At 67.5% G+C, this 25,983-nt stretch carries 26 protein-coding genes; 10 read left to right on the top strand and 16 right to left on the bottom strand.

Annotation, left to right across the window (positions count from 1 at the left end):
* The 3 genes from AC1RR5_RS09350 to AC1RR5_RS09360 are packed head-to-tail and all read left to right on the top strand — an operon-like array spanning window position 1 to window position 3,712.
* Entirely contained in the window at window positions 1-1,038 is a 1,038-nt protein-coding gene (locus AC1RR5_RS09350; protein ID WP_492921072.1) for a glycosyltransferase family 4 protein, read from the top strand.
* Window positions 1,035-2,072, top strand: a complete 1,038-nt coding sequence (locus AC1RR5_RS09355) for a glycosyltransferase family 4 protein (protein WP_492921073.1) — start codon at window positions 1,035-1,037, stop codon at window positions 2,070-2,072. Before AC1RR5_RS09350 ends, AC1RR5_RS09355 begins: the two co-directional genes overlap by 4 nt.
* A 56-nt stretch (window positions 2,073-2,128) precedes the next feature.
* On the top strand, window positions 2,129-3,712 hold the full coding sequence (locus tag AC1RR5_RS09360) for a TolC family outer membrane protein (RefSeq protein WP_492921335.1): 1,584 nt from the start codon (window positions 2,129-2,131) through the stop codon (window positions 3,710-3,712).
* Here AC1RR5_RS09360 and AC1RR5_RS09365 read toward each other — a convergent pair.
* The gene (locus AC1RR5_RS09365; protein ID WP_492921074.1) at window positions 3,709-4,998 is read right to left on the bottom strand and encodes a glycosyltransferase; all 1,290 of its coding nucleotides are present in this window, start codon (window positions 4,996-4,998) and stop codon (window positions 3,709-3,711) included. The genes AC1RR5_RS09360 and AC1RR5_RS09365 overlap by 4 nt on opposite strands.
* Before the next feature lie 186 nt (window positions 4,999-5,184).
* On the opposite strand from AC1RR5_RS09365, the gene AC1RR5_RS09370 reads away from it, so the two are divergent.
* Complete coding sequence (locus AC1RR5_RS09370) at window positions 5,185-6,720, top strand: methyltransferase regulatory domain-containing protein (protein WP_492921075.1); 1,536 nt, start codon at window positions 5,185-5,187, stop codon at window positions 6,718-6,720.
* Between the two features lie 603 nt (window positions 6,721-7,323).
* On the opposite strand, the gene AC1RR5_RS09375 is transcribed toward AC1RR5_RS09370, so the two are convergent.
* The 4 genes from AC1RR5_RS09375 to AC1RR5_RS09390 all read right to left on the bottom strand — a co-directional run bounded on the left by AC1RR5_RS09375 (window position 7,324) and on the right by AC1RR5_RS09390 (window position 10,305).
* Complete coding sequence (locus tag AC1RR5_RS09375) at window positions 7,324-8,070, bottom strand: DUF599 domain-containing protein (RefSeq protein WP_492921076.1); 747 nt, start codon at window positions 8,068-8,070, stop codon at window positions 7,324-7,326.
* Window positions 8,071-8,111: 41 nt separating this feature from the next.
* Window positions 8,112-9,563: an MFS transporter gene (locus AC1RR5_RS09380; RefSeq protein ID WP_492921077.1), complete on the bottom strand. Its 1,452-nt coding sequence runs from the start codon at window positions 9,561-9,563 to the stop codon at window positions 8,112-8,114.
* A 65-nt stretch (window positions 9,564-9,628) separates the two neighbouring features.
* Entirely contained in the window at window positions 9,629-9,784 is a 156-nt protein-coding gene (locus tag AC1RR5_RS09385; protein WP_165185512.1) for a DUF3309 family protein, read from the bottom strand.
* Between the two features lie 137 nt (window positions 9,785-9,921).
* Window positions 9,922-10,305, bottom strand: coding sequence for a DUF983 domain-containing protein (locus AC1RR5_RS09390; protein ID WP_492921078.1), 384 nt, complete (start codon window positions 10,303-10,305; stop codon window positions 9,922-9,924).
* Window positions 10,306-10,587: 282 nt separating this feature from the next.
* Between AC1RR5_RS09390 and AC1RR5_RS09395 the strand changes: the two genes are divergently transcribed.
* Entirely contained in the window at window positions 10,588-10,755 is a 168-nt protein-coding gene (locus AC1RR5_RS09395) for a hypothetical protein (protein WP_492921079.1), read from the top strand.
* Window positions 10,756-10,761: 6 nt separating this feature from the next.
* Here the strand turns inward: AC1RR5_RS09395 and AC1RR5_RS09400 are convergent, their stop codons facing one another.
* From AC1RR5_RS09400 to AC1RR5_RS09415, 4 genes are all read right to left on the bottom strand, one after another.
* Entirely contained in the window at window positions 10,762-10,899 is a 138-nt protein-coding gene (locus AC1RR5_RS09400; protein WP_492921080.1) for an entericidin A/B family lipoprotein, read from the bottom strand.
* Between the two features lie 83 nt (window positions 10,900-10,982).
* The gene (locus tag AC1RR5_RS09405) at window positions 10,983-11,396 is read right to left on the bottom strand and encodes a beta/gamma crystallin-related protein (protein ID WP_492921081.1); all 414 of its coding nucleotides are present in this window, start codon (window positions 11,394-11,396) and stop codon (window positions 10,983-10,985) included.
* A gap of 11 nt (window positions 11,397-11,407) precedes the next feature.
* Window positions 11,408-12,028, bottom strand: a complete 621-nt coding sequence (locus tag AC1RR5_RS09410; RefSeq protein WP_492921082.1) for a beta/gamma crystallin-related protein — start codon at window positions 12,026-12,028, stop codon at window positions 11,408-11,410.
* Window positions 12,029-12,115: 87 nt separating this feature from the next.
* Window positions 12,116-14,218 (bottom strand): acylase, encoded by a 2,103-nt coding sequence (locus AC1RR5_RS09415; protein WP_492921083.1) that lies wholly within the window; start codon window positions 14,216-14,218, stop codon window positions 12,116-12,118.
* 166 nt (window positions 14,219-14,384) lie between these two features.
* On the opposite strand from AC1RR5_RS09415, the gene AC1RR5_RS09420 reads away from it, so the two are divergent.
* Window positions 14,385-15,134, top strand: a complete 750-nt coding sequence (locus AC1RR5_RS09420) for a class I SAM-dependent methyltransferase (RefSeq protein WP_492921084.1) — start codon at window positions 14,385-14,387, stop codon at window positions 15,132-15,134.
* Between the two features lies 1 nt (window position 15,135).
* Here AC1RR5_RS09420 and AC1RR5_RS09425 read toward each other — a convergent pair whose 3' ends face one another.
* A complete protein-coding gene (locus tag AC1RR5_RS09425; RefSeq protein WP_492921085.1) occupies window positions 15,136-16,224 on the bottom strand; it encodes a L,D-transpeptidase family protein in 1,089 nt (362 codons plus the stop codon).
* Window positions 16,225-16,301: 77 nt separating this feature from the next.
* Here AC1RR5_RS09425 and AC1RR5_RS09430 point away from each other — a divergent pair, with 77 nt between their 5' ends.
* Window positions 16,302-17,399 carry a D-alanyl-D-alanine carboxypeptidase family protein gene (locus AC1RR5_RS09430; protein WP_492921086.1) on the top strand — a complete coding sequence of 366 codons (1,098 nt, stop codon included), beginning with the start codon at window positions 16,302-16,304 and terminating at the stop codon, window positions 17,397-17,399.
* Here the strand turns inward: AC1RR5_RS09430 and AC1RR5_RS09435 are convergent.
* Window positions 17,329-17,949 (bottom strand): glutathione S-transferase family protein, encoded by a 621-nt coding sequence (locus AC1RR5_RS09435; RefSeq protein ID WP_492921087.1) that lies wholly within the window; start codon window positions 17,947-17,949, stop codon window positions 17,329-17,331. The genes AC1RR5_RS09430 and AC1RR5_RS09435 overlap by 71 nt on opposite strands.
* Entirely contained in the window at window positions 17,946-18,122 is a 177-nt protein-coding gene (locus tag AC1RR5_RS09440) for a hypothetical protein (protein WP_492921088.1), read from the bottom strand. Before AC1RR5_RS09440 ends, AC1RR5_RS09435 begins: the two co-directional genes overlap by 4 nt.
* A 63-nt stretch (window positions 18,123-18,185) precedes the next feature.
* Between AC1RR5_RS09440 and AC1RR5_RS09445 the strand changes: the two genes are divergently transcribed.
* A complete protein-coding gene (locus AC1RR5_RS09445) occupies window positions 18,186-18,749 on the top strand; it encodes a hypothetical protein (protein ID WP_492921089.1) in 564 nt (187 codons plus the stop codon).
* A 53-nt stretch (window positions 18,750-18,802) separates the two neighbouring features.
* Window positions 18,803-19,579: a protein NO VEIN domain-containing protein gene (locus tag AC1RR5_RS09450; protein ID WP_492921091.1), complete on the top strand. Its 777-nt coding sequence runs from the start codon at window positions 18,803-18,805 to the stop codon at window positions 19,577-19,579.
* Between the two features lie 10 nt (window positions 19,580-19,589).
* On the opposite strand, the gene AC1RR5_RS09455 is transcribed toward AC1RR5_RS09450, so the two are convergent.
* Window positions 19,590-20,150, bottom strand: coding sequence for a hypothetical protein (locus tag AC1RR5_RS09455; RefSeq protein ID WP_492921092.1), 561 nt, complete (start codon window positions 20,148-20,150; stop codon window positions 19,590-19,592).
* 104 nt (window positions 20,151-20,254) lie between these two features.
* On the bottom strand, window positions 20,255-22,063 hold the full coding sequence (gene lepA, locus AC1RR5_RS09460) for a translation elongation factor 4 (protein WP_492921094.1): 1,809 nt from the start codon (window positions 22,061-22,063) through the stop codon (window positions 20,255-20,257).
* 161 nt (window positions 22,064-22,224) lie between these two features.
* On the opposite strand from lepA, the gene AC1RR5_RS09465 reads away from it, so the two are divergent.
* On the top strand, window positions 22,225-22,962 hold the full coding sequence (locus AC1RR5_RS09465; RefSeq protein ID WP_492921095.1) for a DUF1134 domain-containing protein: 738 nt from the start codon (window positions 22,225-22,227) through the stop codon (window positions 22,960-22,962).
* Here AC1RR5_RS09465 and AC1RR5_RS09470 read toward each other — a convergent pair.
* Both AC1RR5_RS09470 and AC1RR5_RS09475 read right to left on the bottom strand, forming a co-directional pair.
* Window positions 22,959-24,536, bottom strand: a complete 1,578-nt coding sequence (locus tag AC1RR5_RS09470; RefSeq protein ID WP_492921097.1) for a DUF4139 domain-containing protein — start codon at window positions 24,534-24,536, stop codon at window positions 22,959-22,961. The genes AC1RR5_RS09465 and AC1RR5_RS09470 overlap by 4 nt on opposite strands.
* 2 nt (window positions 24,537-24,538) lie before the next feature.
* Entirely contained in the window at window positions 24,539-25,936 is a 1,398-nt protein-coding gene (locus AC1RR5_RS09475; protein ID WP_492921098.1) for a DUF4139 domain-containing protein, read from the bottom strand.
* Window positions 25,937-25,983 lie beyond the last annotated feature (47 nt).

Genomic DNA, 25,983 nt, shown 5'->3' on the forward strand with positions numbered 1-25,983 from the left:
ATGCGTATCGTCCTCCTGTCCTCGATCGTGCCGTTCATCAACGGCGGCGCGCGCTTCATCGTCGAGTGGCTCGAGGAGAAGCTGATCGAGGCCGGTCACGAGGTCGAGCGGTTCTACCTGCCGTTCACCGACGATCCGAACGAGATCCTGCACCAGATCGCCGCCTGGCGGATGATGGACCTGACCCAGTGGTGCGACAGGGTGATCTGCTTCCGGCCGCCGGCCTATGTGGTGGATCACCCGAACAAGGTGCTGTGGTTCATCCACCACATCCGCACCTTCTACGACCTGTGGGACACGCCCTATCGCGGTATGCCGGACGACGCCCATCACCGGGCGATCCGCGACAACCTGCGGGCCCTCGACACCCAGGCGATCTCGGAAGCGCGGGCGGTGTTCACTAACTCGCAGGTGGTCGCCGACCGCCTCAAGACCTTCAACGGCCTGGACTCCACGCCGCTGTATCCGCCGGTCTACAAGCCCGAGCGCTTCACCCACACGGGCTATGGCGACGAGATCGTCGCGATCTCGCGCCTGGAGCCGCACAAGCGCCAGGCCCTGATGATCGAGGCCATGCAGCATGTGAAGACCGGCGTGAAGCTGCGCCTGGCCGGCACGGCGTCCAGCGCCGAATACGGCCGCCAGCTGGTGCAGATGACCAAGGACCTGGGCGTCCAGGACCGCGTCATCCTCGAGGATCGCTGGATCAGCGAGGACGAGAAGGCGCAGATGCTGAAGGAAGCGCTCGCCATCGCCTACCTGCCCAAGGACGAGGACAGCTACGGCTATCCGTCGCTGGAAGGCGCGCACGCCAAGAAGGCCATCATCACGACGACCGACAGCGGCGGCGTGCTGGAATTGGTCGAGCACGGCCGCAATGGTCTGATCAGCGAGCCCGACCCGCGCGCCCTGGCCGAGCAGTTCGACCGCCTGCATGCCGACAAGCAGGCCGTGGCCAAGATGGGGACCGCTTCGCTGAACCGCCTGGCCGAGATGAAGATCGACTGGAGCACCGTGGTGGAGCGGCTGACCGCATGAAAGTGCTCGTCGTCAACAATGCCGCCCCGTTCCAGCGCGGCGGGGCCGAGGAGCTGGCCGACCACCTGGTCCGCCGCCTGAACAGCACTCCTGGTGTTCAGTCGGAGCTAGTCCGCGTTCCATTCACATGGGAGCCCGCCGAGCGCCTGATCGAGGAGATGCTGATCTCCAAGGGCATGCGGCTGTACAATGTCGACCGCGTGATCGGCCTGAAGTTCCCGGCCTATCTGATCCCGCACCAGGACAAGGTGCTGTGGCTGCTGCACCAGTTTCGCCAGGCCTATGACCTGTGCGAGGCTGGCCAGAGCCACTTGGACTTCGACGAGACCGGACGCACGGTGAAGGCGGCGATCAAGGCGGCCGACAACGAATGCTTCGCGCAGTGCCGCAAGATCTGGTGCAACTCGCCGGTCACCCAGAACCGCCTGATGAAGTTCAACGGCGTGGCCTCCGAGGTCCTGTATCCGCCGCTGAACGACGGCGAGCTGTTCACCGGCGGCGACTATGGCGACTACGTCTTCGCCGGCGGCCGGGTGGCGGCGGGCAAGCGCCAGCACCTGCTGATCGAGGCCCTGGCCCTGCTGCCGGGGAGCTTGCGCCTGGTCATCGCCGGTCCGCCGGAGAACCAGGCCTACGCCGATCGCCTGACCAAGCTGGTCGATGATCTGGACCTGAAGGATCGCGTCGATCTACGGTTCGGCTTCCATCCGCGTGAGGACATCGCGCGCTGGGCCAACGGCGCCCTGGTCTGCGCCTACCTGCCGTTCGACGAAGACAGCGTGGGCTATGTGACCATGGAGGCCTTCGCCTCGGGCAAGGCCGTGCTGACCGTCACCGATAGCGGCGGCCTGCTGGAGATCGTCAGCGCTGAGACCGGCGCGGTCGCCGAACCTTCACCCGAAGCGCTGGCTCAAGCGTTGCATAGTTTGACGTACGACAAGGCGCGCGCGATATCGCTGGGGGCCGCGGCGCGCGATCTCTGGCGCAACAAGAACGTTACGTGGGAGGCGACTGTGCGTCGTCTTCTTGATTAAGCCACAAATATTGGCTTGAACGCCGCATTCTGGCGGGGGCCGTGAAAGTCTGGAAGATGCGAGTGCTGTCGAAAGTCCTGTCCGTTCGGACGTCCGTGATCGCCTTGGCCGTCGCCATGGCCGTGACTGGCCGCGCCGAACTCGCGCACGCCGAGACCTTGGCCGATGCGATCACCGCCGCCTACCAGAGCAATCCGAACATCCAGGCCCAGCGCGCCGCCATGCGCGCCCTGGACGAGAACTATACCCAGGCCCGGTCCGCCTACGGCCTGCAGGCCAGCGCGTCCTATACCGCTGCCTACAATCGGGTGGAGGAGGTCGGCACGGGCGTGCACGCCGACGCCGGCACCCCTAGCACCGCGCTGTCGGTAAGCCAGACGCTCTACAGCAACGGCCGCCTGGCCGCGCGTCTGGGTGGGGTCGAGGCCCAGGTGAGGGCGGCGCGCGAAAACCTGCGCCGCATCGAGATGGACCTGCTGGTCAGGACCGCCGGCGCCTACGTCCAGGTGCGGCGCGACCGCGAGGTGCTGCGCATCGCCGAAGGCGGCGCGGCCTGGCTGGAAAAGCAACTGAAGGACACCCAGGACAAGTACAGCGTCCGCCAGGTCACCCTGACCGACGTGGAGCAGGCCAAGGCGCGCTTCGCCTCGTCGCGGACGCAGCTGGCCAACGCCCACGCGCAGCTGAACATCTCCCAGGCCTATTACGCCTCGATCGTCGGCCACATGCCTGCGACCCTGGAGCCCGAGCCGGACGTCGACGACCTGCCCGTCAGCCTGGACACGGCTTTCGACCAGGCCGAGGAGAGCAATCCGACCCTGCAGGCGGCGATGTACACCGAGAAGGCGTCGCGACTGGGCGTGGCCGAGGCGCGCGCGCAGCGATTGTTCTCGGTCGCCGCCCGGGCCGACTACCGCAACGCGTCGGAAAGCCTCTATAGTGCCAAGCTCAACCGTCGCGTCGACACGCTGAACGCCGGGATCACCCTGACCCAGCCCCTGTTCTCGTCGGGCCAGCTTAACTCGGTGGTTCGCCAGTCGCTGGAGGAGAACAATCGCGACAAGCTGCTGATCGACGATGCGCGCCGCAACATGGTGCTGAACGTCTCGCAGTCGTGGGACCAGCTGGTCGCCGCTCGCCGGTCGCTGGTCTCCCTCGAGGATGAAATGAAGGCCGACACGGTCGCCTTCTACGGGGTTCGCGAGGAAGAGCGCTTCGCGCTGCGCAGCACGATCGAGGTGCTGAACGCCCAGGCCGAACTGCAGAACGCCCAGATCAGCTTCGTGCGCGGTCGCGCCAACGAATATGCCGGTCGCCTGCAACTGCTGGCCCAGGTGGGCACGCTGGAAGTCGGCAATCTTGCGCCGGGCCTCCAGCCCTATGATCCGACGCGCCACTTCAAGAAGGTCCGCTACAAGGGCATGCTGCCGACGGACCTGGTCGTCCAGGCGTTCGACCGCGTCGCCCTGCCGATGGCGGCGAAGAAGCCCGAGCCGGGTGACACCACGCCGATCCGTCCACCGTCGTCGGAGCTGCCGGCCGCGCCGGTGTCGGCCGACAAGGTCGCGCCGCCGCAGTCGATCAACGACCTGCCCGCCCTGTCGGACGATACGCCGGTCAGGACCTCGCCGAAGGGCTAATCCAGAGGCAGCAGGCCGCGGGTCATCCGCAGCCAGGCTTCACGATCGAACGAGACATGGCCGTTGCGCACCGTCGCAGCGGCCATTTCCTTGCGCCAGGCGTCGTCCGACAGCATCCGCGCCAGCTTGGCGGCCGCGTCGTCGACATCGGCGTCGGCCCAGCGACCCTCGCGATAGATCGCGCCGTCGCCCTCGACCGGGATCAGGGTGAAGTCCACAAGCTGGCTCGAGGTCGGGTCCATGAACTCGACGGTCGAGGACCAGCCGGTCGCCACGGTCGGCTTGCCCAGCCAGATGCCCTCGGCCAGCAGCAGGCCGTAGCCTTCGGAGCGGTGCAGCGACAGGATGACGTCGCTGCTGGCCGTCAGCAGGGCCATGTCCTCGGCCGACAGGTTCTCGGTCATCAGGCGGATCGCGTGATCGCCCGCTACCAGCGCCTGAAGGGCCTGGAACGTCTCGGTATAGAGATCGGCCCCGACCACCTTGCAGACCAGCAGCGCCGACCGCGCGGCCTTGGCGTGAGCCTTCTGGAAGGCGGCGAGGGCGGCGTAGGGGTTCTTGCGCTGCGCCGTGGAGCGCAGGTCGAAGGCCATCAGCACCACGACGGCGCCGTCGGGAAAGCCGAAGCGGGCCCGGTCGGGCGCCGGACGCGAGTTCAGATACAGCGGGTAGGGCGCGGGCGTGACCTTCACCCGGGCGGGCGCGATCTTGCGGATGGCTTCGGCGGCGAAGGCCGAGGGGGTCCAGACCTCGTCGACCAGGTCGAAGGCCGGGATCCAGTCCGCGGGCGCGTCCTCGAGCTCCCAGGCCCAGTAGCCGATATGGCGGCGTCCCTCGAGCGGCCGACCTTCGGTCTCGCGGGCCCAGCGCAGGAGCTCCGGCGGATTGATGTGCGAGATCACCACGCCGCGCTCACCCTCGGTCGGAGGCGGGAACGGGATCGGCAGGTCGACCGGGAAGCCGACGCTGGCCGACAGGTCGATGGCGCGGACGGGCAGGCCCATGTCGGCGAAGCCCCGGACCAGCATGCGCGCGCCTTCGCCCAGGCCGTGGACGGCCCCGTGGAAGCCGACGATCGTCACTGGCAGGGTCGGGGGCAGGTTACGACGCCTGGCCCGGCGGTGGGCGCGCGCATGGGCCGTCCGCAGGGCATGGGTCTTGGCTATCTCGTCGAAAGCATCGGCCGTCGCCCGGTACGCCGCGCCCGGGGCGCCGGCGGTCAGATGCGCCGCGCGGCGTACGGGCGCCGGCAAGCCGCGCCACAGCGCGAGGAGAGAGGACTTCATGGACAAGGCTTGGCGAATTCTGGCGCTGTTCAGGGGAACGACCGAGCTATAGCGGCTCGCTGCGCGGGCGCTACGAGAAAAGGGGTGGACCTTTCGGCGTTAAATTGTGGCCGGAACTTGTCAGTCGCGACCTTTCAATGCAGCAATCCATTCGGGGAGGGCGGGCCATCAACAGCGAGGGACTGCGTGTCGACTGAGTGGAGCGCCGGCTATATCACGGATGTAAACTACACCTTTGGCTACTATACGGAGTTGAACCCCGTCCGCTGCCGTCTGCCGCTTCTGCTGGCCGGGCGTCATGCACCTAGGATCGAGAATGCTTGCGAGCTGGGTTTCGGGCAGGGGCTGTCCGTCTCGATCCATGCCGCGGCCCAGCCCAGCGTCAACTGGTACGGAACGGACTTCAATCCGTCCCAGGCCGCCTTCGCGACTGAAATGGTCCGGATCGCGGGCGCCGAAGCCAAGCTCTATGACGAAGCCTTCGCCGAGTTTTGCCACCGCAAGGACCTGCCGGACTTCGACTTTATCGGCCTGCACGGCATCTGGACCTGGATCTCGGACGCCAATCGCGGCGTCCTGGTCGACTTCGTCCGCCGCAAGCTGCGGCCGGGCGGGGTGCTCTATATCTCGTACAACACCCTGCCGGGTTGGTCGGCCTCGGCGCCGATCCGTCACCTGATGAAACGCCATGCCGACATCATGGGCGCGCCGGGGCAGGGCATCGTTGGCCAGATCGACTCGGCCCTGGGCTTCATCGACCAGTTCCTGGGACTTGAGCCGCTCTATGCCAGGTCCAATCCCGGCGCCGTCGAACGGCTGAAGCAGATCAAGGGGCTGGACCGCAGCTACGTGGCGCACGAGTACATGAACCGGGACTGGCACCCGATGTACTTCGCCGATCTCGAGAACTGGCTGAGCGAGGCCAAGGTCGACTTCGCCAGTTCGGCCAGCATCCTGGACGGCACGCCCGAGCTGAGCATGACGCCCCAGCAGGCGGAATTCATGCGGAACGTGGCCGACCTGTCGCTGCGCGAGACGGTTCGTGACTTCTGCACGAACCAGCAGTTCCGGCGGGACTACTGGATCCGCGGCGTGCGTCGGCTGGAAGGGCACGAGCAGGCGGCCGCAGTCCGCGAGGAGCGGATCATCCTGTCCCTGCCCAAGGCCGACCTGCCCCGCAAGGTGAGAGGGCTGACGGGCGAGGCGGACATGCTTCCGCACATCTACGACCCGATCTACGAGTTGCTGCTGGACTACAAGCCGCACGCCATCCACGAACTGGAGGCCCATGTCGCGGGCAAGGGCGTCAACTTCACGCAACTCAGCTCGGCCATCACCGTGCTGCTCGCGATGGGGGCCGTCCAGCCCGCGGCGCCGGGCCAGGACTTCTCCAAGGCCAAGTCGCGCGCCCTGGCCCTGAACAAGGCGATCGCCCAGCGTTCGTTGTCGAACAAGGACATCGGCTACTTCGCCTCGCCGATGACGGGCGGCGGCGTCAGCGCGCCGCGTTTCCACCAGCTGTTCTGGCTGAGCCGTCAGACCGGTGGCAAGACGCCGGCCGATTGGGCCGGTTTCGCCTGGAGCATTCTCCAGAGCCAGGGCCAGGCGATCCTCAAGGAGGGCGTGGCCCTGCAGGGCGACGACAATCTGACCGAACTTCGCGCCCAGGCCGAGACGTGGGGGGAGAAGGTTCTGCCGCTTTGGACCGCCCTCGGGGTCTGATCGCACGCGCTAAGCGATAGTCGGGACGGTTTCAGGTCTGAAATAACGACCAGGCCGTCCCGGCGCACCGAGCTCGACTTCGCCTCTCAGGTGAATGATCACTAAATCTTTTAACGCTCGCTGGCGTAGTTGAAGCGTTCAGAAATGCAGTTCACGCCATTTCATAAGACGCATTCAAAAAATCAGTGTTTCCATCCCAATGCTGGGTAAGAGCATTGCGTAGTAAACCTTTTCCGGAGAACTCAATAAATCGATGCGCTCCGGAGGCCTTCCTTGAGCGGCTTGGGCTGACGCTCGATATTGCGCGCCGCGCCTCGGGAATCTGGCTGGAGCTTTGCAATAGCGGAAGTTGCAACACGAATTCACGACGAAATGTCGGATTCTCGTAGCAAAGAGGTTGCGAAGGGGTGGGGGTTAAGGTATGAAGAACTTGTCTACCCACAAGACTTCCCATTAGCCCCGCCGGAGACTTATGTCACCGGCGGGGCTTATGCATTCGGGGTCTGGGTGTTCGCGCGAGAATGAACGCAGCGCCGAAGGCCGTGTTCCTCCAGCCAAGCTTTCCAGTACCCAAATCCGGCCGGAGTTTGCTCCGGCCCGTCCCTAGATCCGGTCTTCCGGCGGCGGGTTCAGGCGCGTCAGGTGCGGGCCGTGCACGACCGGCTGGCGCTCCAGGATCTGGCGCACCTTGCGCACGGCGCCCGAGGCGCGGCTGCGGCGCTGGCGCCAGAGCAGCAGGGTCATGGCGCCCAGGGTGGCGCATAGGAAGGGCAGGGGGCCCAGCAGCCAGACTGCAGCCGCCAGGGCGAAGTAGTAGGCCCGGACGCCGGCGTTGAAGGCCGACAGGGCCGGGTTGAGGATGCCGCCGGCTGCTTCCGCATACTCCGCCAGCACCGCCGGCGGCGCCCACATCGGCGCAGCGCCGATCGCGGCCAGGCAGTAGTTCATCTGGCGGATCGACCAGATGAAGTCGAGCAGGCCGCGCGCCAGGGCGATCAAGACGAGGCCCAGCTTGATCTGGAACATCATCGGCGTGGTCTTGGCCAGCACGGCAAGACCTTCGACGCTCTTCCAGGCAGTGTCGCCGCCGAACAGCACGCCGGCCGCCGCGGCGATCAGGATCAGGTTCGACGAGGCGAAGAAGCTGGCCGAGTTGATCGCGTGGCCCAGCAACTGGCCGTCCAGCAGGGCGATCTCGCGCACCGCCATCTCCTGCATCCAACGGCGGCGGATCACCGTCATGTCGGTGTTCAGCACGCCGCCGCCTTCGCCCAGGCGCTTGAGCATGGGCTCGTACAGCAGCCAGCAGGCGGCGAAGACGGACAGGACGATGGTGTCGAGCAAGTGCATGGGTGAAATCTAGACGGACAATTAGAGTCGGAAAACGGTGATCAGTCCTCGTGGATCAGACTGTGTCGTCCGGTGTCCTTCAGGATGATCGAGCAGGTCAGGCCCAGCACCATCACGGCGGCGACATACAGGTAGAAGGTGCTCTCGACGCTTTCGTGCTTGAAGGCCAGGGCGACCATCTCGGCCGTGCCGCCGAACAGCACATTGGCCAGGGCGTAGGGCAGGGCCACCCCCAGGGCGCGGACCTCGGCGGGGAACATCTCGGCCTTCACCACCGCGCTGATCGAGGTGTAGCAGGACTGGAAGGTCATGCCGGTCAGGATCAGCACCAGGGCCGTGCTGACCGAGGTGGCGTGGCTGATGCCGGTCATGATCGGCCAGATGGTCAGGGCGCCGCCGCCGAAGGCCAGGATCAGCATCGGCTTGCGGCCGAAGCGGTCCGACAGCCAGCCGGCCAGGGGCTGCAGCAGCATGAAGCCGATCATGCTCAGCGCGCTGACCTCGGACGCCTGGCTCTTGCTGAAGCCGGCCGTGTTGACCAGGAACTTCTGCATGTAGGTCGTGTAGACATAGAAGGTCAGCGAGCCGCCGGCCGTCAGGCCCATGATCAGCAGGCTCTCGCGCGGGTGACGGCGCACCAGCGGCACGATCAGCGACACGAAGAACAGCACCAGGAACACCGCGCCCAGGATCTGGGCCGGCCTGGCCAGGGCGCCGGGCATGACGCCCGTGACGCCGGCGATCACGGTCAGCACCAGGAAGGCCGCCGCGCTGGCCACCTGGCCGCGCGAGAGGGTCTCGCGCTGGGCCGGGCGCTTGAAGGCGATGCTTTCTTCCAGGCCCCGACGGATCCAGAACACCACCACGGCCAGCAAGGCCCCGACTATGAACGGGATGCGCCAGCCCCAGGCCTTCAGGTCGGCCTCGGGCATGGTTCTTTGCAGCACGATCAGTACGCCCAGGGCCAGCAGTTGGCCGGCGATCAGGGTCACGTAGTGGAAGCTGGACCAGAAGCCGCGGCGGGCCTTGCCGGCCATCTCGCTCATATAGGTGGCGCTGGCTCCGTACTCGCCGCCGACCGACAGGCCTTGCAGCACGCGGGCGAACAGCAGGATGGCGGGGGCCCACAGGCCTATGGTCTTGAAGTCGGGGGTGACGGCGATGATCAACGCCCCGCCGCACATCAGGGCCACCGAGACCGACAGGGCGGCGCGACGGCCGGCGTGGTCTGCGTACATGCCCATCAGCCAGGCGCCGATCGGGCGGGCCACGAAGCCCAGGAAGAACACCGCCGCCGCCTGCAGCAGCTGAACGGTCTGGTCGCCCTTGGGGAAGAAGGCTGGGGCGAAATAGAGGGTGAAGGCCGCGTAGGCGAACCAGTCGTACCATTCGACCAGATTGCCGGCCGAGCCGCCCAGGATGGCCTTGGCGCGGGCCAGCGGCGAGAGGCGCGCGCCCCCGACGCCGGTTTCCGCTTCGGCGGTCGCCGTCATGTGGATCTCCCCCTCCCGTTTCGAAGGGGGAGACTAAGCGAACGCCGGTTTAGGGCAAGCGCGCGCTAGATCCTGCCGAGCAGGACCAGGATGATCAGGATGACCAGGATCAGGCCCAGGCCGCCGCTGGGGAAGTAACCCCACGAACGGCTGTGCCCCCAGGTCGGCAATGCGCCGATGAGGGCCAGGATCAGGATGATGATGAGGATGGTGCCGAGCATCTTCCGAATGTTCCTTGAGATCCCGCGTCGGCCACCATGGCGACGCTAGGGTCAGGACTTCGAAATTCGCGGCGCCGCTTGTCGGTTCCGGACTGTTTTGTTCCCGACGTTTCGAGAACGTCTTGGCCGGGTCAGGCTCAGGCCGGGGTGTCTTCGGCTTTTCTCAGCTTGATGGCCCACAGGGCGCCGATCACGCCGCCCTTTACGCGCGGCAGCAGCAGCAGAGTCAGCACCGCGAGCGGAATCAGGGTCAGGGGCGCGACCAGCCACGGCGAGGCCTCCCAGATCCACGGGAAGAGCAGCAGCGGCGCGACCAGCAGGTGGCCGACCAGCAGGATGGTGAAATAGGCCGGACCGTCGTCGGCCGGATAGCGGCCCAGCTCGTGGCCGCAGGCCTCGCACTCGGGATCGACCTTCAGGTAGCGCATGTACAGGCGACCGTCGCCGCAGTTGGGACAACGGTGCAGCAGACCGCGCTTGAGGCCGGTCAGAAGGGACGGGGAGGGCTGGGACTCTGACATGGGCGCTCATATGCGCCTTCGGGCGCGACGAGAAAAGGGCGACCAGCCGTCGCACGGCGACCTTTTGTCCAGCTTGCGGGTAAGTAACGGTGAACCAGTTGGCGGATCTCATCGAGATGTCGTCATGCAAACGATGTCCCGATCGCTTTCCAGGCTGGTCCTGGTTAATGAAGACTATTCGCCGGATCGATGTTCCGGGAATTGGAGTCCTCGATCCGGGGTCTTTGGAACTGCGACAGCGTGCTGACGTTGATCGGGTGTTCTGGAATGCGGAGGCGACACATGACGCCCGACCCTCGAAAACCCACCGATCCGGGCGCTGAGCCGCCCCGCAAGGGCGAGGCGGCTTCCAAGGCCGAACACGCCGTCCGTCACGCCCCGGAGGACGCCGTCGCCCCGCATGAGAAGCGGACGATCGGCGCGGAAACCTCGCGTGAGGAAGACGCGTAGCTTGGTCTAGTGCTTGGCGTCGCGCGCGGCGCCGGCGACGGCCTTGCCGGCGGACGAGACGTCGCGGCCCGCGCCTTCGATGGTGTTGCAGGCCGAGACCAGCAGGGCGGCCGCGGCGGCGGCGAGGACGATGATCTTGCGCATGGGGTGAACTCCACCAGTAAAAAGGCGGCGGACCTTAACCGTGCGCCGCGCCGGGCTTCAAGAGGCCGGCGCGGCATTGGTCCTTAGCGAACCCGGCGGACCGAGCTGTAGCGATCGTTCTGCTTCTTGGGCAGGCTGGCCGTATCGTAGTCGTAGCGCCAGCACTTGCCCTGATAGTAGGCGTGCTCGCAGAACTCCCACGATCCGCGCGAGATGCGCATGGACGAGACGCGGTCGTTGAAGCCGAGACGCGCCAGGTCCGGGGTGTCGCCGCGCAGCGGGCGGGCTTCGCCGCGGAATCCGTCGTGCTCGAACAGCACGACTTCGCCGCCACGATCCCAGCCGCCGCGACGATCATCACGGCGATTGTCTCTGCGGTCGTCGCGGCGATCATAGCCGTCGCGACGGTCGCGGTCGTAGTTGCGGTCCTGGGCGACCGCGCCGCCGGCCATCAGGGCGATGGTCCCGCAGACGATCAGGAAAGCGGATTTGCGCATGGGGTTTCTTCCTAGCGGACTTTACGGATGGAGCTGATCTGGTCGTTCCATTCGCGCGGCAGGATGGCCTGGTCGGCGTCGAGACGGCTGCAACGGCCCTGATAGTTGGCGTGCTCGCAGATCTCCCAGCGACCGCCACGACCGATCTGGATCGACGAGGCCTTGTCGTTGAACTTGACCGCGCCCAGGTCGGGCATGTCGCCGTTCACCTCGAACGCGCGGCCCTGGTATTGCGGATCTTCGAACAGCACGACGCCGTCACGACCGCCGCCGCCCGGGCGACCGCCGCCGCCGTTGTTCCAACCGCCGCCGCCACCGCCGTTCCAGCCGCCATTGTTCCAGCCGCCGTTGCCCGAGCCGGCCAGGCTCTGGCAGATCAGCTTGCCGTCGCCATTGGCCATGCCCTGGCTGTTGCAGTCGCGGACATAGGCGCTGACCCAGGCCCAGCCGCCACGGCTGGTCTTGCAGCGCGCGTGGACTTCGCCGTTGAAGGCGGAGATCTCACGGCACGACTGGAAGTAGGAACCGCGCGGCGGCTCCTGGTACGGGCCGTTCCAGTTCGGCGCCTGGGCCGAGGCGGCGCCGGCGATCGCCAGAGCGGAAAGGGCCGCGAGGCCGAGGGTCTTGTGCATGTCTGTTTCCCCACCGAGAGGCGTCGTTGTTGACGCCAACTAGCCGCCCTCCAACTGAACGGCGCCTGAACGGCAAAGTTTTAGCGCTCAACGATCCTGAGGGCGATAGTCGACCTTAACGTGTCCTTTCAGTTGCGCTTCCGTGAACCAGACGGGCTTGGTCTTCATGGCCACGAACAGCGGCGTCTGGTCGGCATAGTGGGGCGACTTGGCGTCCAGCGTGGCCGAGCCGAACTGGTGGATGCTTTCGGAGCGCAGCGCGCCGGCTTTGTCCCAGGTCACGAACATGACGAAGGTGTCGCCGCCGTCGGCGGTGGTGGTGCCGTCCGTCTCCGGCTTGCCCCACACCGAGCGATAGGTGTCGGCCGCGCCGTCGATGGCCAGGTTCACCGTCCCGCGCCGGATGCGGTTGACCTGGCCCCATTCGGGATCCAGGCGGCCGAAGTGGGTCTTCAGCTGTGTGATCGCCGCGCGCAGGCTGTCGATCGGCGTCGGGGCCGGATCGCCGTTGGAGCGGGCGAACAAGATCGGCTGGGTCATCAGCGCCGCCAGGGCCGCGCCGCGATCGTGGACGTCGGCCTTCTTGTCCCAGGCGCGCAGGACGCGCTGGGCCTCGGCGAGATCGGCGTCGCCCTTGGGATCGATCGCGGTGACCTCGCGGACCATCTCCATCACCGACGATCGGTCGCTGAACGCCACGTCGAACTTGTGGGCCCGGAAGCTCGTGTCGGTGATCGCGTGGTCGGTCCCGAAGGTCTCCAGCGCCCGCCAGGCGCGGTTGGTCATGTTGGCCTGCAGGCCCATCGAGGCGGGGAAGGCCTCGGGCTTCAGGTTGTCGGCCGCCTCGCTGGCTTGGAACGGGGTGTTGTTGGAGTTGAAGACCAGGCCCGACTTCGGATTCCACAGCTGCGGGCTCTGGTCGAAGGGGCGGTAGCCTTGCCAGACGAGGTCCGAGCGGTCGCCGGGCAGGACGCCGGTCCAGTCGGCCTGGGCGGTGCGGTTTGGATACTGGCCGTTGTGCACGAAGCCGATGTTCCCGGCCGCGTCGGCATAGACGTAGTTCAGGCTGGGGATGGCGTGGGTGGCGATGGCAGCGCGCCACTCGTCCATCGTCCGCGCCCGGTTCAGCCGCCAGTACTGCAACGGCTGGCGCCACTCGCCCATGCCGGCGTAGCGGATGGCGAAGACGCCGTGATCGGTCTCCAGCACCGGCCCGTGCACGGAGCGCAGCACGGCCTTCTTGACCGGCAGGACGATGGGGCCGAAGAGCTTCACGCGCAGGGTGACCCAGCGCTTGTCGAAGTCTTTCCACTGGCCGTCCAGCTTGTACTGGTTCTTGTTCGCCGGGTTGATGGTCAGGCGGTAGCTGTCCACCAGGTCGGGCTTGGACACGGTATTGGCCCAGCCCAGGGTGGCGTTGTGGCCATGCAGCATGAAGGGCGCGCCGGGGAAGAAACCGCCGGCCACGTGCCAGCCCTGACCGCTCTCGACCACGGCCTCGTACCAGGCGACCGGGCCGGTATAGGGTTGGTGCGAATTGACCAGCAGACGCGTGGCGCCGTCGGCGCTGCGGGACGGCGCGGTGGCCAGGCCGTTGGAACCCTTCGGCGGTGGCCCCTTCTCGCGAGGCGCGGTCAGGTGCTTGAGCTCGGTGTCCAGGCCGTAGAAGAACGGCTGCTTGAAGATGAAGCCGGCCTCGATGTCGTGTCCGGTCAGGGGCAGCAGCCCGGCCTTGACCTTCTCGGGATGCTTAGCGGCATAGACGCTGACCCCGTCGGCATAGGCCTCCATGATCTTGCGCAGGTCGGCCGGCAGCTGGCCGTAGTGGGCGTTGGTGGTCGGCCAGACGTCGAGCAGGGCGGTGACATAGTCGGTCGGCGCGGCCTTGGCGCCCTTGTCGCGGGCCAGCACGCCGCGCGTGGCCAGCACCACGTCCTGCAGGGTGGCGAAGTCGTCCTCGCTCTGGGCGTAGCCCAGGCCGAAGGCCGCGTCGGCGTCGGTCTTGCCCAGGATGTGCGGCACGCCCCAGTCGTCGCGGCGGATGCGGACGTCATAGGCCTTGGCCTTGTCGAGCAGAGCTTGCCGGGGAGGGGCCTTGGGCAGGCTGGCCTGGTCGATCGCGATCAAGGCCGCGCCCGCCAGCACCACAAGCGCCAGCAAGGCGCCGATCCCGCGCAGGATCCACTTCATCCAGACCTCCCCGATCCGTTCTGTTTGTTACCGCCGATCATGTCTGGCGGGCTTGGTCGTGCCTAGAGCCGGTTTCGACGAAAGCTGGCTGAAACGTCTGGATAACGGCGTTCGTCGTTCCTAGCTGTGCTGCTAGGTTCTAACCAACAATGAGGGAGGCGCGCCCATGGCCCGCAAGCACTTGGTTTCGGTATTGGCCGCTCTGGCCTTTAGCGTCGGCGGCGTCGCGTTCGCCGAGGTTCCCGCCAACATCGCCAAGGCCGTGGCCGACCCGTCGCGCCCCGCCGCCGACACGGCCCGCGACGCCGCGCGTCATCCGGGCGAGATCCTGGCCCTGGCCGAGCTGAAGCCGGGCCAGACCGTCGTCGACTACGTCATGGGCGGTGGCTACTTCACCCGGATCATCTCGGGCGCGGTCGGCCCGAACGGTGTGGTCTATGCCTATCAACCGGCCGAGTTCATCAAGTTCATGCCCAAGTATGGCGAGGACCAGAAGACGGTCACCGCCGCCCTGGCCAACAGCAAGGCGCTGAACGGCCCGATGGTCGGCCTGGACCTGCCCGACAATGTCGACGCGGTGATCACCGTCCAGAACTATCACGACATGCACCTGAAGCCGTTCCCGACGGACACCGCCGCCAAGGCCAATGCCGAGATCTTCAAGTCGCTGAAGCCAGGCGGCGTCTTCCTGGTCATCGACCACGCCGCCCTGGCCGGCGCGACGACGGCGCCGGACGCCCTGCACCGCATCGACATCGCCCAGGTGAAAACCGAAGTCGAGGCCGCCGGCTTCAAGCTCGAAAGCGAAAGCCCGCTCCTGGCCGACAAGGCCGACACGCATACGGTCAGCGTCTTCGACCCCAGCATCCGCGGGAAGACCGATCAGTTCATCCTGAAGTTCCGCAAGCCGAAGTGATCTAGGAGGCGCGGGCTTCCGCACCCATAAAGATCACCTTGGCCCCCTTGTTCACGGCCGAGCCCAGCTCGGCCGCGTCCCAGTTGGTCAGGCGCACGCAGCCGTGCGAGGCGCGCTTGTTGACCAGCTTGGGATCGGGCGTGCCGTGGATGCCGTAGGTGTCCTTGGTCAGGTCGATCCAGGTCGAGCCGACCGGATTATTCGGCCCGGCCTTGATGGTCAGCTTGCCCTTGGGCTTGCCGAAGGTCAGGCGCGAGGGGTCATAGGTGTAGGTCGGGGCCGGGGCCAGGGTGCGCACGGCCCACTCGCCGGACGGGGCGGGGCGCTCGGTGCTGCCAACCGTGGCCGGATAGACCGCCAGTTCGACGCCGTCCTTGTCGAAGGCGCGGACCTGGCCCAGGGCCTTGTCGATCTCGATACGGTCGACCTTGCGATCCAGCTTGTCGGCGCCGGCGCCCGTCACCGCGATCGTCGTGCCAGCTGCAGAGAAGTCGACGCCGGGATTGAGGGCCTGCAGCAACGCCTCATCCATGTGGAAGCGCTCGGCCAGCAGCTCCAGCGGGGTGTGGTAGTTCATGGCCGGCAGCTTGGCCATCGCCTCATAGTCTTCCTTGGGCAGTACGGGCGCGAACGGGCCGGCCACGTCTTCGGCCGTGATCTGGTAGTCGACCAGCACGGGGCCACCGTCGCCGGCCGTCAGGGTGTCGACCAGTTCCTTGGTGATCTCGCCGTCGGCGGCGATGTTGCGCGAGCCCTGGTAGGCCTTGATCGCCAGGGTCAGGTTGGTCCCGTCGCGGCCGTCGATGACGCCGGGCGAGAAGCGGGCGCGGTCCAGCAGGGTCTGAACGCGGATCAGCAGGTTGCGGTGGGCGTCGGGATCGGTGGCGGCCGGGTCGAAGGTCGCGGCGTTGATCGTCTGGGCCAGGGGCGAGGCAGCAGCCACGGCCGGTGGGGCGGCGACCAGCGGCGTCGCCGCCGGCGGCGCCTTCTGCACGGTCTTGGCGGGAGCGGGCTTGGCCGGCGGCTGGTCGTCGCAGGCCGACAGGGCCAGGACGGCGAGCAGGGCGAAACGGGAAACCAGGCCGGTCATGTACTCTCCACGGGGGAACGACTCTCCCGTCTCAAGCCTTGAGCCATGGCGAAGTTCCACCCGTTGCGAGGATCGGTTTGAAGGCGCTGCGTCGTTTGCTCTGGGCTCTGGGCCTGCTGCTCCTGGCGGTCGGCGGCTTCTGGACGTGGGTCTATTGGCCGTCCGGCAGGGCTTCGCCCACGCCTGAGCCAGCGCGCAACGAGACGGCCTATCTGCCGCCACAGCACGTGCCGTCGATCGATCCCCCAGGACGCTCGGCGCCTCTGGCCGGAGCCCTGCCGCTAGCCGGCGCGCCCGAGACCTGTGACGGGACCGACGCGCCCGACACCGCCGTCGCCGTCAACGCCGCCTCGCTGTCGACCCTGGCCTGGACGCCGTTCGGCAAGCCCGAGACCGGCTGGGAGATCTACGCCCCCCGCATCGCCGCCGAGATCGGCACCACCTGCGGTCCCGGCTCGAACGGCTTCGCCTCCGCCCTGGCCCGCTGGCAGGGGGCGCATGGCCTGCGGAAGACCGGCGTGGTCGATCCGGAAGTGTTCGGCGCCATGCTGGTGCGCTGGCACCTGGCGCGGCCGTTCGTGCGCACCAACCGCGAGGGGATCTGCCCCGGCGCGCCGCCCGAGGCCAATCTGGAGCTGGCCAAGCCCGAAGAGAGCTATGGCGGCAAGGCCATCCGCATGCGGCCCGGCGCGCTGGCGGCCTATCGCAACATGGTCGCCGAAGCGCGGGCCGCCGGCGCTTTGACCAAGCCCGGCGCCCTGAAGATCTTCTCCGGCTTCCGCGCCCCGGACGCCGACGCCCAGCGCTGCGCGCGTGACAAGAACTGCCAGGGCCTGATCCGCACCATCTGCTCGGCCCACCGCACGGGCCTGGCCATGGACGTAGTGATCGACGCCGCGCCGGGCTTTGGACCCGACAGCTCGGCCGACGCCAACCGCCTGGCCATGGCGCGCTCGCCGCTGTTCCGCTGGATGGTGGTCAACGCCAGTCGGTTCGGCTTCGTCAACTACGCCTACGAGCCCTGGCACTGGGAGTGGACGGGCGAGCCGCTGCTGCCCGGCGTGCCGATCTCCAGCCTGCCCAAGGAAGGCTCCGAGCCGGTGGTTACGGAACCTCCGGAAGGCTCCACTTCTGGAAAGCCGGCCGCTGCCGCAGGCGCTCGTAATAGGCGGTGAGCGTCGGCCAGTCCTCGCGCTCGATGGGCGAGAACAGCCAGCGGTGCGCCGACAGGCCCAGCACGATGTCGGCCAGGGTGAACTGGTCGCCGGCCACATAGGCGCCGGTGTCGACAAGGCGCGCGCTGAGCAGGCCCATGGCCGTATTCCAGGCTGTGACGCTGTTTTCGATCTGCTTGGGGTCATCGAAGCCCGGCGTCTTGCGCACCAGGCCCGCGAAGGCGTAGCGCCAGGCGGTGTTAAGCTCGGTGCACTGCCAGTCCATCCACTGGTCGACCAGCGCCCGCTGGCGACGGTCGTCCGGGAAGAGCGGCGTGCCCGCGCCCACATAACGGCAGATGGCGTTGCTCTCCCAGATCGGCCCGTGCTGGTCGATCAGCACCGGCACCAGGGCATTGGGATTGTATTGCAGGAACTTCGGGTCGCTGGTCGGGGCAAAGCCCTGGCCCCAGTCCTCGCGCTCATAGGCGATCTGCAGCTCGTCCAAAGTCCACAGAACCTTGCGGACATTGATCGACGAGGTGCGGCCGAGGACCTTGGGGATCGTCACCGGGTCATCCAGGGCCGGGACTTGCCGGTCGGCGCGGCGACGCTGGAGCGCTCGATCTTGCCGGTCGAGGCCTTGGCCCCGTGGCCGTGCTTGCCTTGAGCGGCCTTCTTCAGGCGCAGGGCGCGCTGCATCGGCGTCTCGTCAGCCGGCGGGATATCGTTCTTATCGGTCATAAGGGCGATGTAGGCCTCGAATGGCGCCTTGAGAAGGCCGCGCTTGAAGGTCAGTCTGGAAAGATGTCGTCCCGCCGTTCGGTTCCCGTCCTGATAGCCCTCGCCGTCGTTTCGGCGTCGGGCGCCCCCAATGGCGCCTATGCCCAGGCCAAGGGGGACCCCAACGAGGTCTCGCCGGTGCTGATCCTGCCGCCGACCCTGCCGCCCAAGCTGGTCTCGACCTATCCGGCCCAGGATGAGACGGTGGCCCCCGGCGTGCTGATCCTGAAGGTCGCCTTCGACCAGCAGATGTCGCCGGCCGCCTGGAACTACGCCCCGGCGGCGGGCGCCGAGCCGATGGACTGCGTGAAGACGCCCCGGCTGCTGCCCGACCAGAAGACGTTCGTGCTGCTGTGCCGGGTGCTGGGCAACAAGACCTATGGCGTCACAGTCAATGCCGAGCGGACCGGCGGCTTCGCCAATCTCGGCGACAACCCGGCCCAGACGGCGGCCGTGACCTTCAAGGTCGGGTCGAACGATCCGGTCACCACGGTGCGCCGAGCCATGGAGGCGGCCAAGCTGCTGCCTGACCAGATGCCGGTCCAGGACGCCCCGATGGCCGTCGCTTCCGGAGCGAGCAGTCGCTAACGCCTTAACTGAAGCGTGTGGCGCGCCGATGCGCCTTGCCTCATCATTGTCAGATGACGGGGGAATCGGGGCGCGAGTGGACGGGGGCTGACCTCGCTGTGGTGGTGGGAGACTATGTCGCCCAGCTGGAGAAGACGCTCGCCGGCAAGCCGTTCGACCGCGCCACCCACGACCGCACGGTCCGCTTCGTCACCGGCAAGTCGGACATGCCGATCACCTGGAAGCAGGGCGAGATCTCGGCGGTGCTGTCGCTGATCGGCCTGCCGATCCTCAAGGACATGCCGCCGCGGTGGTCCTATGACGAGGCGCTGCTGGACGCCGTCGAGGACCAGCTGGCCCTGAAGCCGACCCTGCTGGCCTCGGCCGTCCGCCCCGCCGCCCTGTTCACCGCCCCCTCGGCCATTGCCCTGATCGAGACCGCGCCGCCCCGGCCGATGCCGATGGACGAGCGCCTGATCCGGGCCATCCAGCGCTTCGACATGTCGGGCCGCGAGGCCGACGACCGGTTCCTCAAGGGCCTGGGCGTGGCCAGCGTGGTGGCGCACGAGGCCCGTCGCCTGTCGGGTCGCGGCCGCGCCGATCTGGCCGGCAGCATCCGCCCGGCCCGTGACGGCGATCCCGAGGGCTGCGACGTCATCAGCTTCGGCCTGGACGAGATCCCGCGCCTGATCGTGGTCAAGGCCACCCTGGCCGGCGAAGTGGCTCCGTTCGGCCTCAGCCACGCCGAGTTCGAACTGGCCAAGGCCCAGCCCAACGCCTTCCGCATTCGCCGCGTCTACGACCTGCTGGGCGAAGCGCGCTTCTACCGCCTGAAGCCGCCGTTCCACTGAGGCGGCGGCCTCAAGCCTTGAACACGTGCGCCGCCATCACCGCCAGGCCGCCCAAGGTCCGGCCGTGGTTCAGCTCGCCGGGCAGCCGCATCAGCGTCTCGTAGAAGCCCAGCGGCGGCAGCGCGGTCATCACCGTGACGATCTGCCGGCGCGACAGGCCCTTGGACACCCGTCCGCCGCTGGCGTCGATCCAGTCGGCCTTGCGCACGGCGTTGACGACCTCGGCGTTCGCGCCCCGGAACGGCGTGACCTTGTGATGCCAGTGGATCAGGTCGCGGACCAGCTGGGCGTCCAGGTCCGGCGCCCGCGCTTGGCGGGCCTGCTCGGCCTGGCGTTCGGACGGCTCCAGATAGGCCAGCGCCCGGTCGGTCCACAGGCCGACATCATGATGCGCCAGGGCGAAGGCGATCGCCGGCCGCCATCGCGCATCTTCACCGAGGAAGTGCATCGCGTAGGTCAGCACCCTGTAGACGTGGTTGCGATAGCCGGGAAAGTCCGCGCCGACACACGCGCTCATCAGGGCCAGCTCGCGCTCGATGATCTCGTCGTGGTCGATGACGGCGATGGACATGGCGGCACTAGACCCCGTCCATCGCCCGCCTTCTTGCACGAGACCAACAAAAAGCCCCGCCGGCGACACCGGCGGGGCTTTTCAAATCTGTTGGCGGAAGCCGATCAATCCTCGTCCATCTTCAGGGCGGCGATGAAGGCTTCCTGCGGAATCTCGACCTTGCCGAACTGGCGCATGCGCTTCTTGCCGGCCTTCTGCTTGTCCAGCAGCTTGCGCTTACGCGAGGCGTCGCCGCCGTAGCACTTGGCAGTCACGTCCTTGCGCAGGGCGCGGACGGTTTCGCGGGCGATGATCCGGCCGCCGATGGCCGCCTGGATGGGGATGACGAACATGTGCTGCGGGATGAGTTCCTTCATCTTCTCGCACATGCCGCGGCCACGGCTCTCGGCGCGGTCGCGGTGGACCAGCATGGAGAGAGCGTCGACCGGCTCGGCATTGACCAGGATCGACATCTTCACCAGGTCGCCGACGCGATAGTCCTCGAGCTGGTAGTCGAAGCTGGCATAGCCCTTCGAGATCGACTTCAGGCGGTCGTAGAAGTCGAAGACCACCTCGTTCAGCGGCAGGTCGTAGATGACCATGGCGCGGTTGCCGACATAGCTCAGCTCGCGCTGTTGCCCGCGACGGTCCTGGCAAAGCTTGATCACGCCGCCCAGGAACTCGTCCGGGGTGAAGATCGTGGCCTTGATCCAGGGCTCGCTGATGTTCTCGATCTGCATGACGTCCGGCAGGTCGGCCGGGTTGTGCAGCTCGATCTCCGAGCCGTCGCGCATGTGGATCTTGTAGACGACCGACGGGGCCGTCGCGATCAGGTCGAGGTCGAACTCGCGGCTCAGGCGCTCCTGGATGATCTCCAGGTGCAGCAGGCCAAGGAACCCGCAGCGGAAGCCGAAGCCCAGCGCGGCCGAGCTTTCCATCTCGTAGGTGAAGCTGCCGTCGTTCAGGCGCAGCTTGCCGACGGCGGCGCGCAGGTCCTCGAAGTCGGCGGCGTCGACCGGGAAGAGGCCGCAGAACACGACCGGCTGGACTTCCTTGAAGCCCGGGAGGGCCTGGGCGGTCTGCTTCTTCTCGTCGGTGATGGTGTCGCCGACGGCGGCGTCGGCCACTTCCTTGATCGAGGCGGTGAAGAAGCCGACCTCGCCGGGACCCAGCTCCTGCACGTCGGTGGCCTTGGGCGTGAACACGCCGACCTTGTCGATGCGGTGGGTGGCGCCGGTCTGCATCATGCGGACCTGCTGGCCGGCCTTCAGCGTGCCGTCGAAGATGCGCACCAGCACGACGACGCCGAGGTAGGCGTCGTACCAGGCGTCGACCAGCAGCGCCTTCAGCGGCGCGTCGCGGTCGCCCTTGGGAGCGGGCAGGCGTTTGACGATGGCTTCCAGCACGTCGTGGATGCCCAGGCCCGACTTGGCGCTGGCCAGCACGGCGTCGCTGGCGTCCAGGCCGATCAGGTCCTCGATCTGGGCGCGCACGCGCTCGGGCTCGGCGGCCGGCAGATCGATCTTGTTCAGGACCGGGACGATCTCGTGATTGTTGTCGATCGCCGAATAGACGTTGGCCAGGGTCTGGGCTTCCACGCCCTGCGAGGCGTCGACGACCAGGATCGAGCCTTCGCAGGCGGCCAGCGAGCGCGAGACCTCATAGGCGAAGTCGACGTGCCCGGGGGTGTCCATCAGGTTGAGGATGTAATCCTCGCCGTCGTCGGCCTTGTACTTCAGGCGCACGGTCTGCGCCTTGATGGTGATGCCGCGCTCTTTCTCGATGTCCATGTTGTCGAGGACCTGCGCGCTCATCTCGCGCGCGGTCAGGCCGCCGGTCTCCTGGATCAGGCGGTCCGAGAGCGTGGACTTGCCGTGGTCGATGTGGGCCACGATGGAAAAGTTGCGGATCTTGTCGAGAGGCGTCGAAGTCATGGGCGTGCGCATACCACATTTGGCCCGCTTCGCGAGGGGCGTTACTCGTTAGGTCTGCGGCGACGCGTCGCGCATGCTTAACCGCTCGTTAAGTTTGGAGCCGCAAACCGGTCTCAATGGCTTGCAACAGTGTTGCAATCAAATCGATCTGGAGGGCTCCCATGGACCGTCGCAAGCTGATCCTCTCGGGCGCCGCCGCTGGCATGAGCGCCGTGGCCACCGAGGCCCTGGCTCGCCAGAGCCGCTACAGCGAACAACTGCCGCCGCCGCAGCCGATCGGTCCGGCCAGCCCCGCCCCGGCCGATCCCTATGCGTCCTCGTCGCCGCAGCCGATCGCCCAGGACTCCTACACGCCGCCGCCGTCGCCCGCCCCGGCCTCGAACGGGTCGCAGCCGGCCTACGACACCGGCCGCGCCCAGACCTATTCCGCCGACGAGATGATCCGCGCCACGTCCGATTTCCTGGGCGTGACGGCCGAGAGCGCCGGGGCGGCGATCGAGAAGGTGTTCAGGGACAAGGGCCAGCCCACGGCCTACATCGCCGGCGAAGAGGGCTCAGGCGCCTTCGTGGCCGGTCTGCGCTACGGTCGGGGCCTGCTGTACATGAAGGGCCGCCCGACGCTGGAAGTGTTCTGGCAAGGCCCGACTGTCGGATGGGACTGGGGCGGTAACGCCAGCCGTAACTTCACCCTCTGCTATAACCTGCAGTACCCCGACGCCATCTTCCGCCGGTTCCCCGGCGTGGAGGGCACCGCCTATCTGATCGGCGGCCTGGGCGTGAACTATCAGAAGGCCGACGACATCACCCTGGCCCCCATCCGCGCGGGCGTGGGCCTGCGCCTGGGCGCCAACGTCGGCTACCTGGGCTACAGCCGCAAGCGCCGCTGGATGCCGCTCTAGGACCCGTCGTACTCGATGGCATAGCGGAAGGTCCGCGCCTGGCCGGCGGCCAGGGGCACGCGCCAGGCGACCTGGCCCTGGCGGATGTCGTGCTTCTGCGGCTCGGACACCACCTTGAAGGCCTCCAGATAAGGGTTCTGGCGGATCTCGACGGTCACCGGGATGGTCTTGGCGTTGGTCAGGTCGACCTCGTAGGTCCGCCGCGTCATCCCCTTGGGCCGCTTCTCCTCGGCCACCAGGCGGGGGCGGGCGATGATGTCCATGGCCTGGCCGATGTTGAGATCCATCGGCTCGCCTACGGCGACGTCCCGCACGGCCTGCTCGCCGGCGAAGGTCGGGCGGCCGTCGACGGTCTCCATCGCCGACAGGGCGCCGGAGGGCAGGGGCTTACCCAGGCCGTTGGCGGCCTTGTTCTCCAGCCGCAACACCACGGCGAGGGAGGTGAACGCGGTCTCGGGATCCGGCGTGTTCCAGACGTTCAGGTTCACCACGTACAACCGCTGGAAGGCGACGTCCTTCTGGTCCAGGAAGGCCACCTGCTTGGTCTGGCGGGCGGCCAGGGTGACCGGTTCGGGCAGGGTGTAGAGCTTGTAGTCACCCAGGTCGGACTGCTCGGCCAGCGACCGGCGCGCGCCTTTCAGGACGACCTCGGCGCGTGAAGGGGCCATGGTCGGCACGGGCGGAGCCGGCATCGGCGCGCCGGCGGCATAGGCCAGCTCGGGCGGCATCGGGCCCTTGCCGACATGGGTGGTGTCCATCGGCCAGCAGGCGCGCTGGATCGCCTTGGCCTGGCCCTTGTCGACGCGGACATACTGGCGCGAAAGCTTGCCGGCCACGGCCTGGGTCGGGGCGTCCACGAAGGCGCTGCCGCCGCTGTTGACCAGGGTCAGCCAGCCGGTCAGGTCCAGTCGCTTGCCGTCCGGGTGGATACGGGCGACGTAGTCGGCCTGCCAGTTCACGCCCAGCGCCAGATACGACACGGTCAGCTTGGCGCGGGTAGGCGCGAGGACGTCGACGATCGTCGACAGGCTGGGCTTGTCGGTCAGGCCGTCGGGCACGCGGCCCAGCACAAGACGCTCGGGACCGCCCGAGCAGCCCAGCGCCTCGACGCCGTCGGCGGTGCGGACCATCAGACCGTCGGGACCTTGCAGCAGGGTGGCGTCGACCGACTGCTGGCGGCCGGTCTTGCGGTTGGTGCGCACCACCTTGATCGGCTGGCCCAACGACCGCTCGACCAGGGTTCCGGGGCTGAGCAGGGCGTAGTCGTAGTTGCGCTCCACCGCCTTGCCCGGCAGGCCCTCGACCGCCGCGCTCTGCGGGATCAGGCCCTCGGCGACGCCGTCGAAGCGGACCACATGCCGGCCGGCGGGCAGGTCGACCGTGCGGGTCTCGCTGACCAGGATCAGGCCCTTCTCGGCGGCCTGGGCGCGCTGCCAGGGCTGCAGCGCCTGGAACGGTCCGTCACCGTCGCGATAGAGGGTGATCGCCACGCGCTCGGGCGCGGGCGAGGCGATGGTGGCGGCATAGGCGGGGACGGCGGCGGCCAGGGCGAGCGCGCCGATCAAGGCGCGCATCCTCACCACCCCGTCTCGACCGTGAAGGTCAGCGTCGTCTCGCCATTGGCCGGCACCGGCACGCTCCAGCCCAGCGTCCGGGCGTCGATGCGGCGGCTCTTGAGGCTCTCGGCCTTGACCTCGCCGTCGCGCCACAGCCCGCCCTGGCGCAGCTCGACGGTCACCGGCTGGGCCTTGGCGTTGCGCAGCAGGTAACGCATCTCGTAGCGCGAGCGGGTCTTGGACGCCTTGGTCTCGGCGACCAGGGTCGCTTGGCTGGAGACGTCGAAGGCCTCGCCGGTCTTGATCGACAGCTCCGAGCCGGCCGGGGTGTGGCCGATGGCGTTCTCGCCGACGAACTTCGGATCGCCCGCCGCGTCGCGCATGTAGACCCGCATGGTCCCGGCCGGCAACTGGCTGCCCAGGCCCGCCAGCTTGGCGTTGCTGAACTGGATGGCGACGACGGCCTTCACCGGTTCGGGCTGGCTCTGGAACCAGTCCGAGCGGACCTCGTAGACCTTGCGCGCCGCCACGGCCTGGGCCGACAGGAAGCCGACCTGCTTGTTCTGGTTGGCCGCGATCGTGGTCCGCTCGGCCAGGGGATAGACGTAGTAGTCGGCGACCCGCTCGCCGGTCCCGCTCTCGGTTCCGGCGCTGATCATGCCCGGCGTCCCGCGACGCGGCGGGCTATAGCCGTTGTTCTGGGAGAGCTGGTCGACGTCGCCGGCCACCAGCTGGGTCCTGGCGTTCTCGAATGGCGTGCCCGAGGTGTTGGAGAGTGTGATCCAGCCTTGCAGGTCGAGTGCGTTCTTGGCCTCGTCGAACAGGGCGACATAGTCGGCCTTCCACGACAGGCCCGAGGTCAGGTAGCTGAGCTTGGCCTGGCGCGCGCCGGCGTTGGCGCTCTCGACGCTGACCGACAGGGTCGGGCGGGCGCGCAGGGTCTCGGGCACCTTGTCGAAGATCACGCGGGTCGGGACGCCGTCGTCGCGCAGCACCTCGATGCGGTCGCCGATCTTGAGGACCACGCCCTCGTTGGCGGCCAGGACGGTGGCGACCTCGGTGGTCTCCTTGCCGTCGCCGGGATTGGTGCGGACGATCCTGACCTGCTGGCCGACCGCCTTCTCCATCAGCTTGTCGGGCGTGAGCAGATCGTAGTCGAAGTTCTGCTCCAGGATGGTGACGCCAGGGGCCGACAGGCTGACCGTCTCGGGCCGGATCTGGGCCGAGACGTCCTTGAACTCCAGCTTCTGGCGGCCGGCCTTCAGATCCAGCGGGCGGGCGTCTTCCACGAGCGCCAGGTCCGAATTGTAGATTGTGACCGAGACCTCGCGCTGTTGCGCCCTGTTTTCTTGAGAGTGGGCCGCGCTCAGCGGGACCAAGAGCAGGCCAGCCGTGGCCAGCAGCGCGCGACGGTTCATCGACATCCTCCCGTGTAATTACATCAGTAAGCTACACGGGAGTAAGG

The organism is Caulobacter sp. GW821-FHT11E11 (assembly GCF_058808315.1).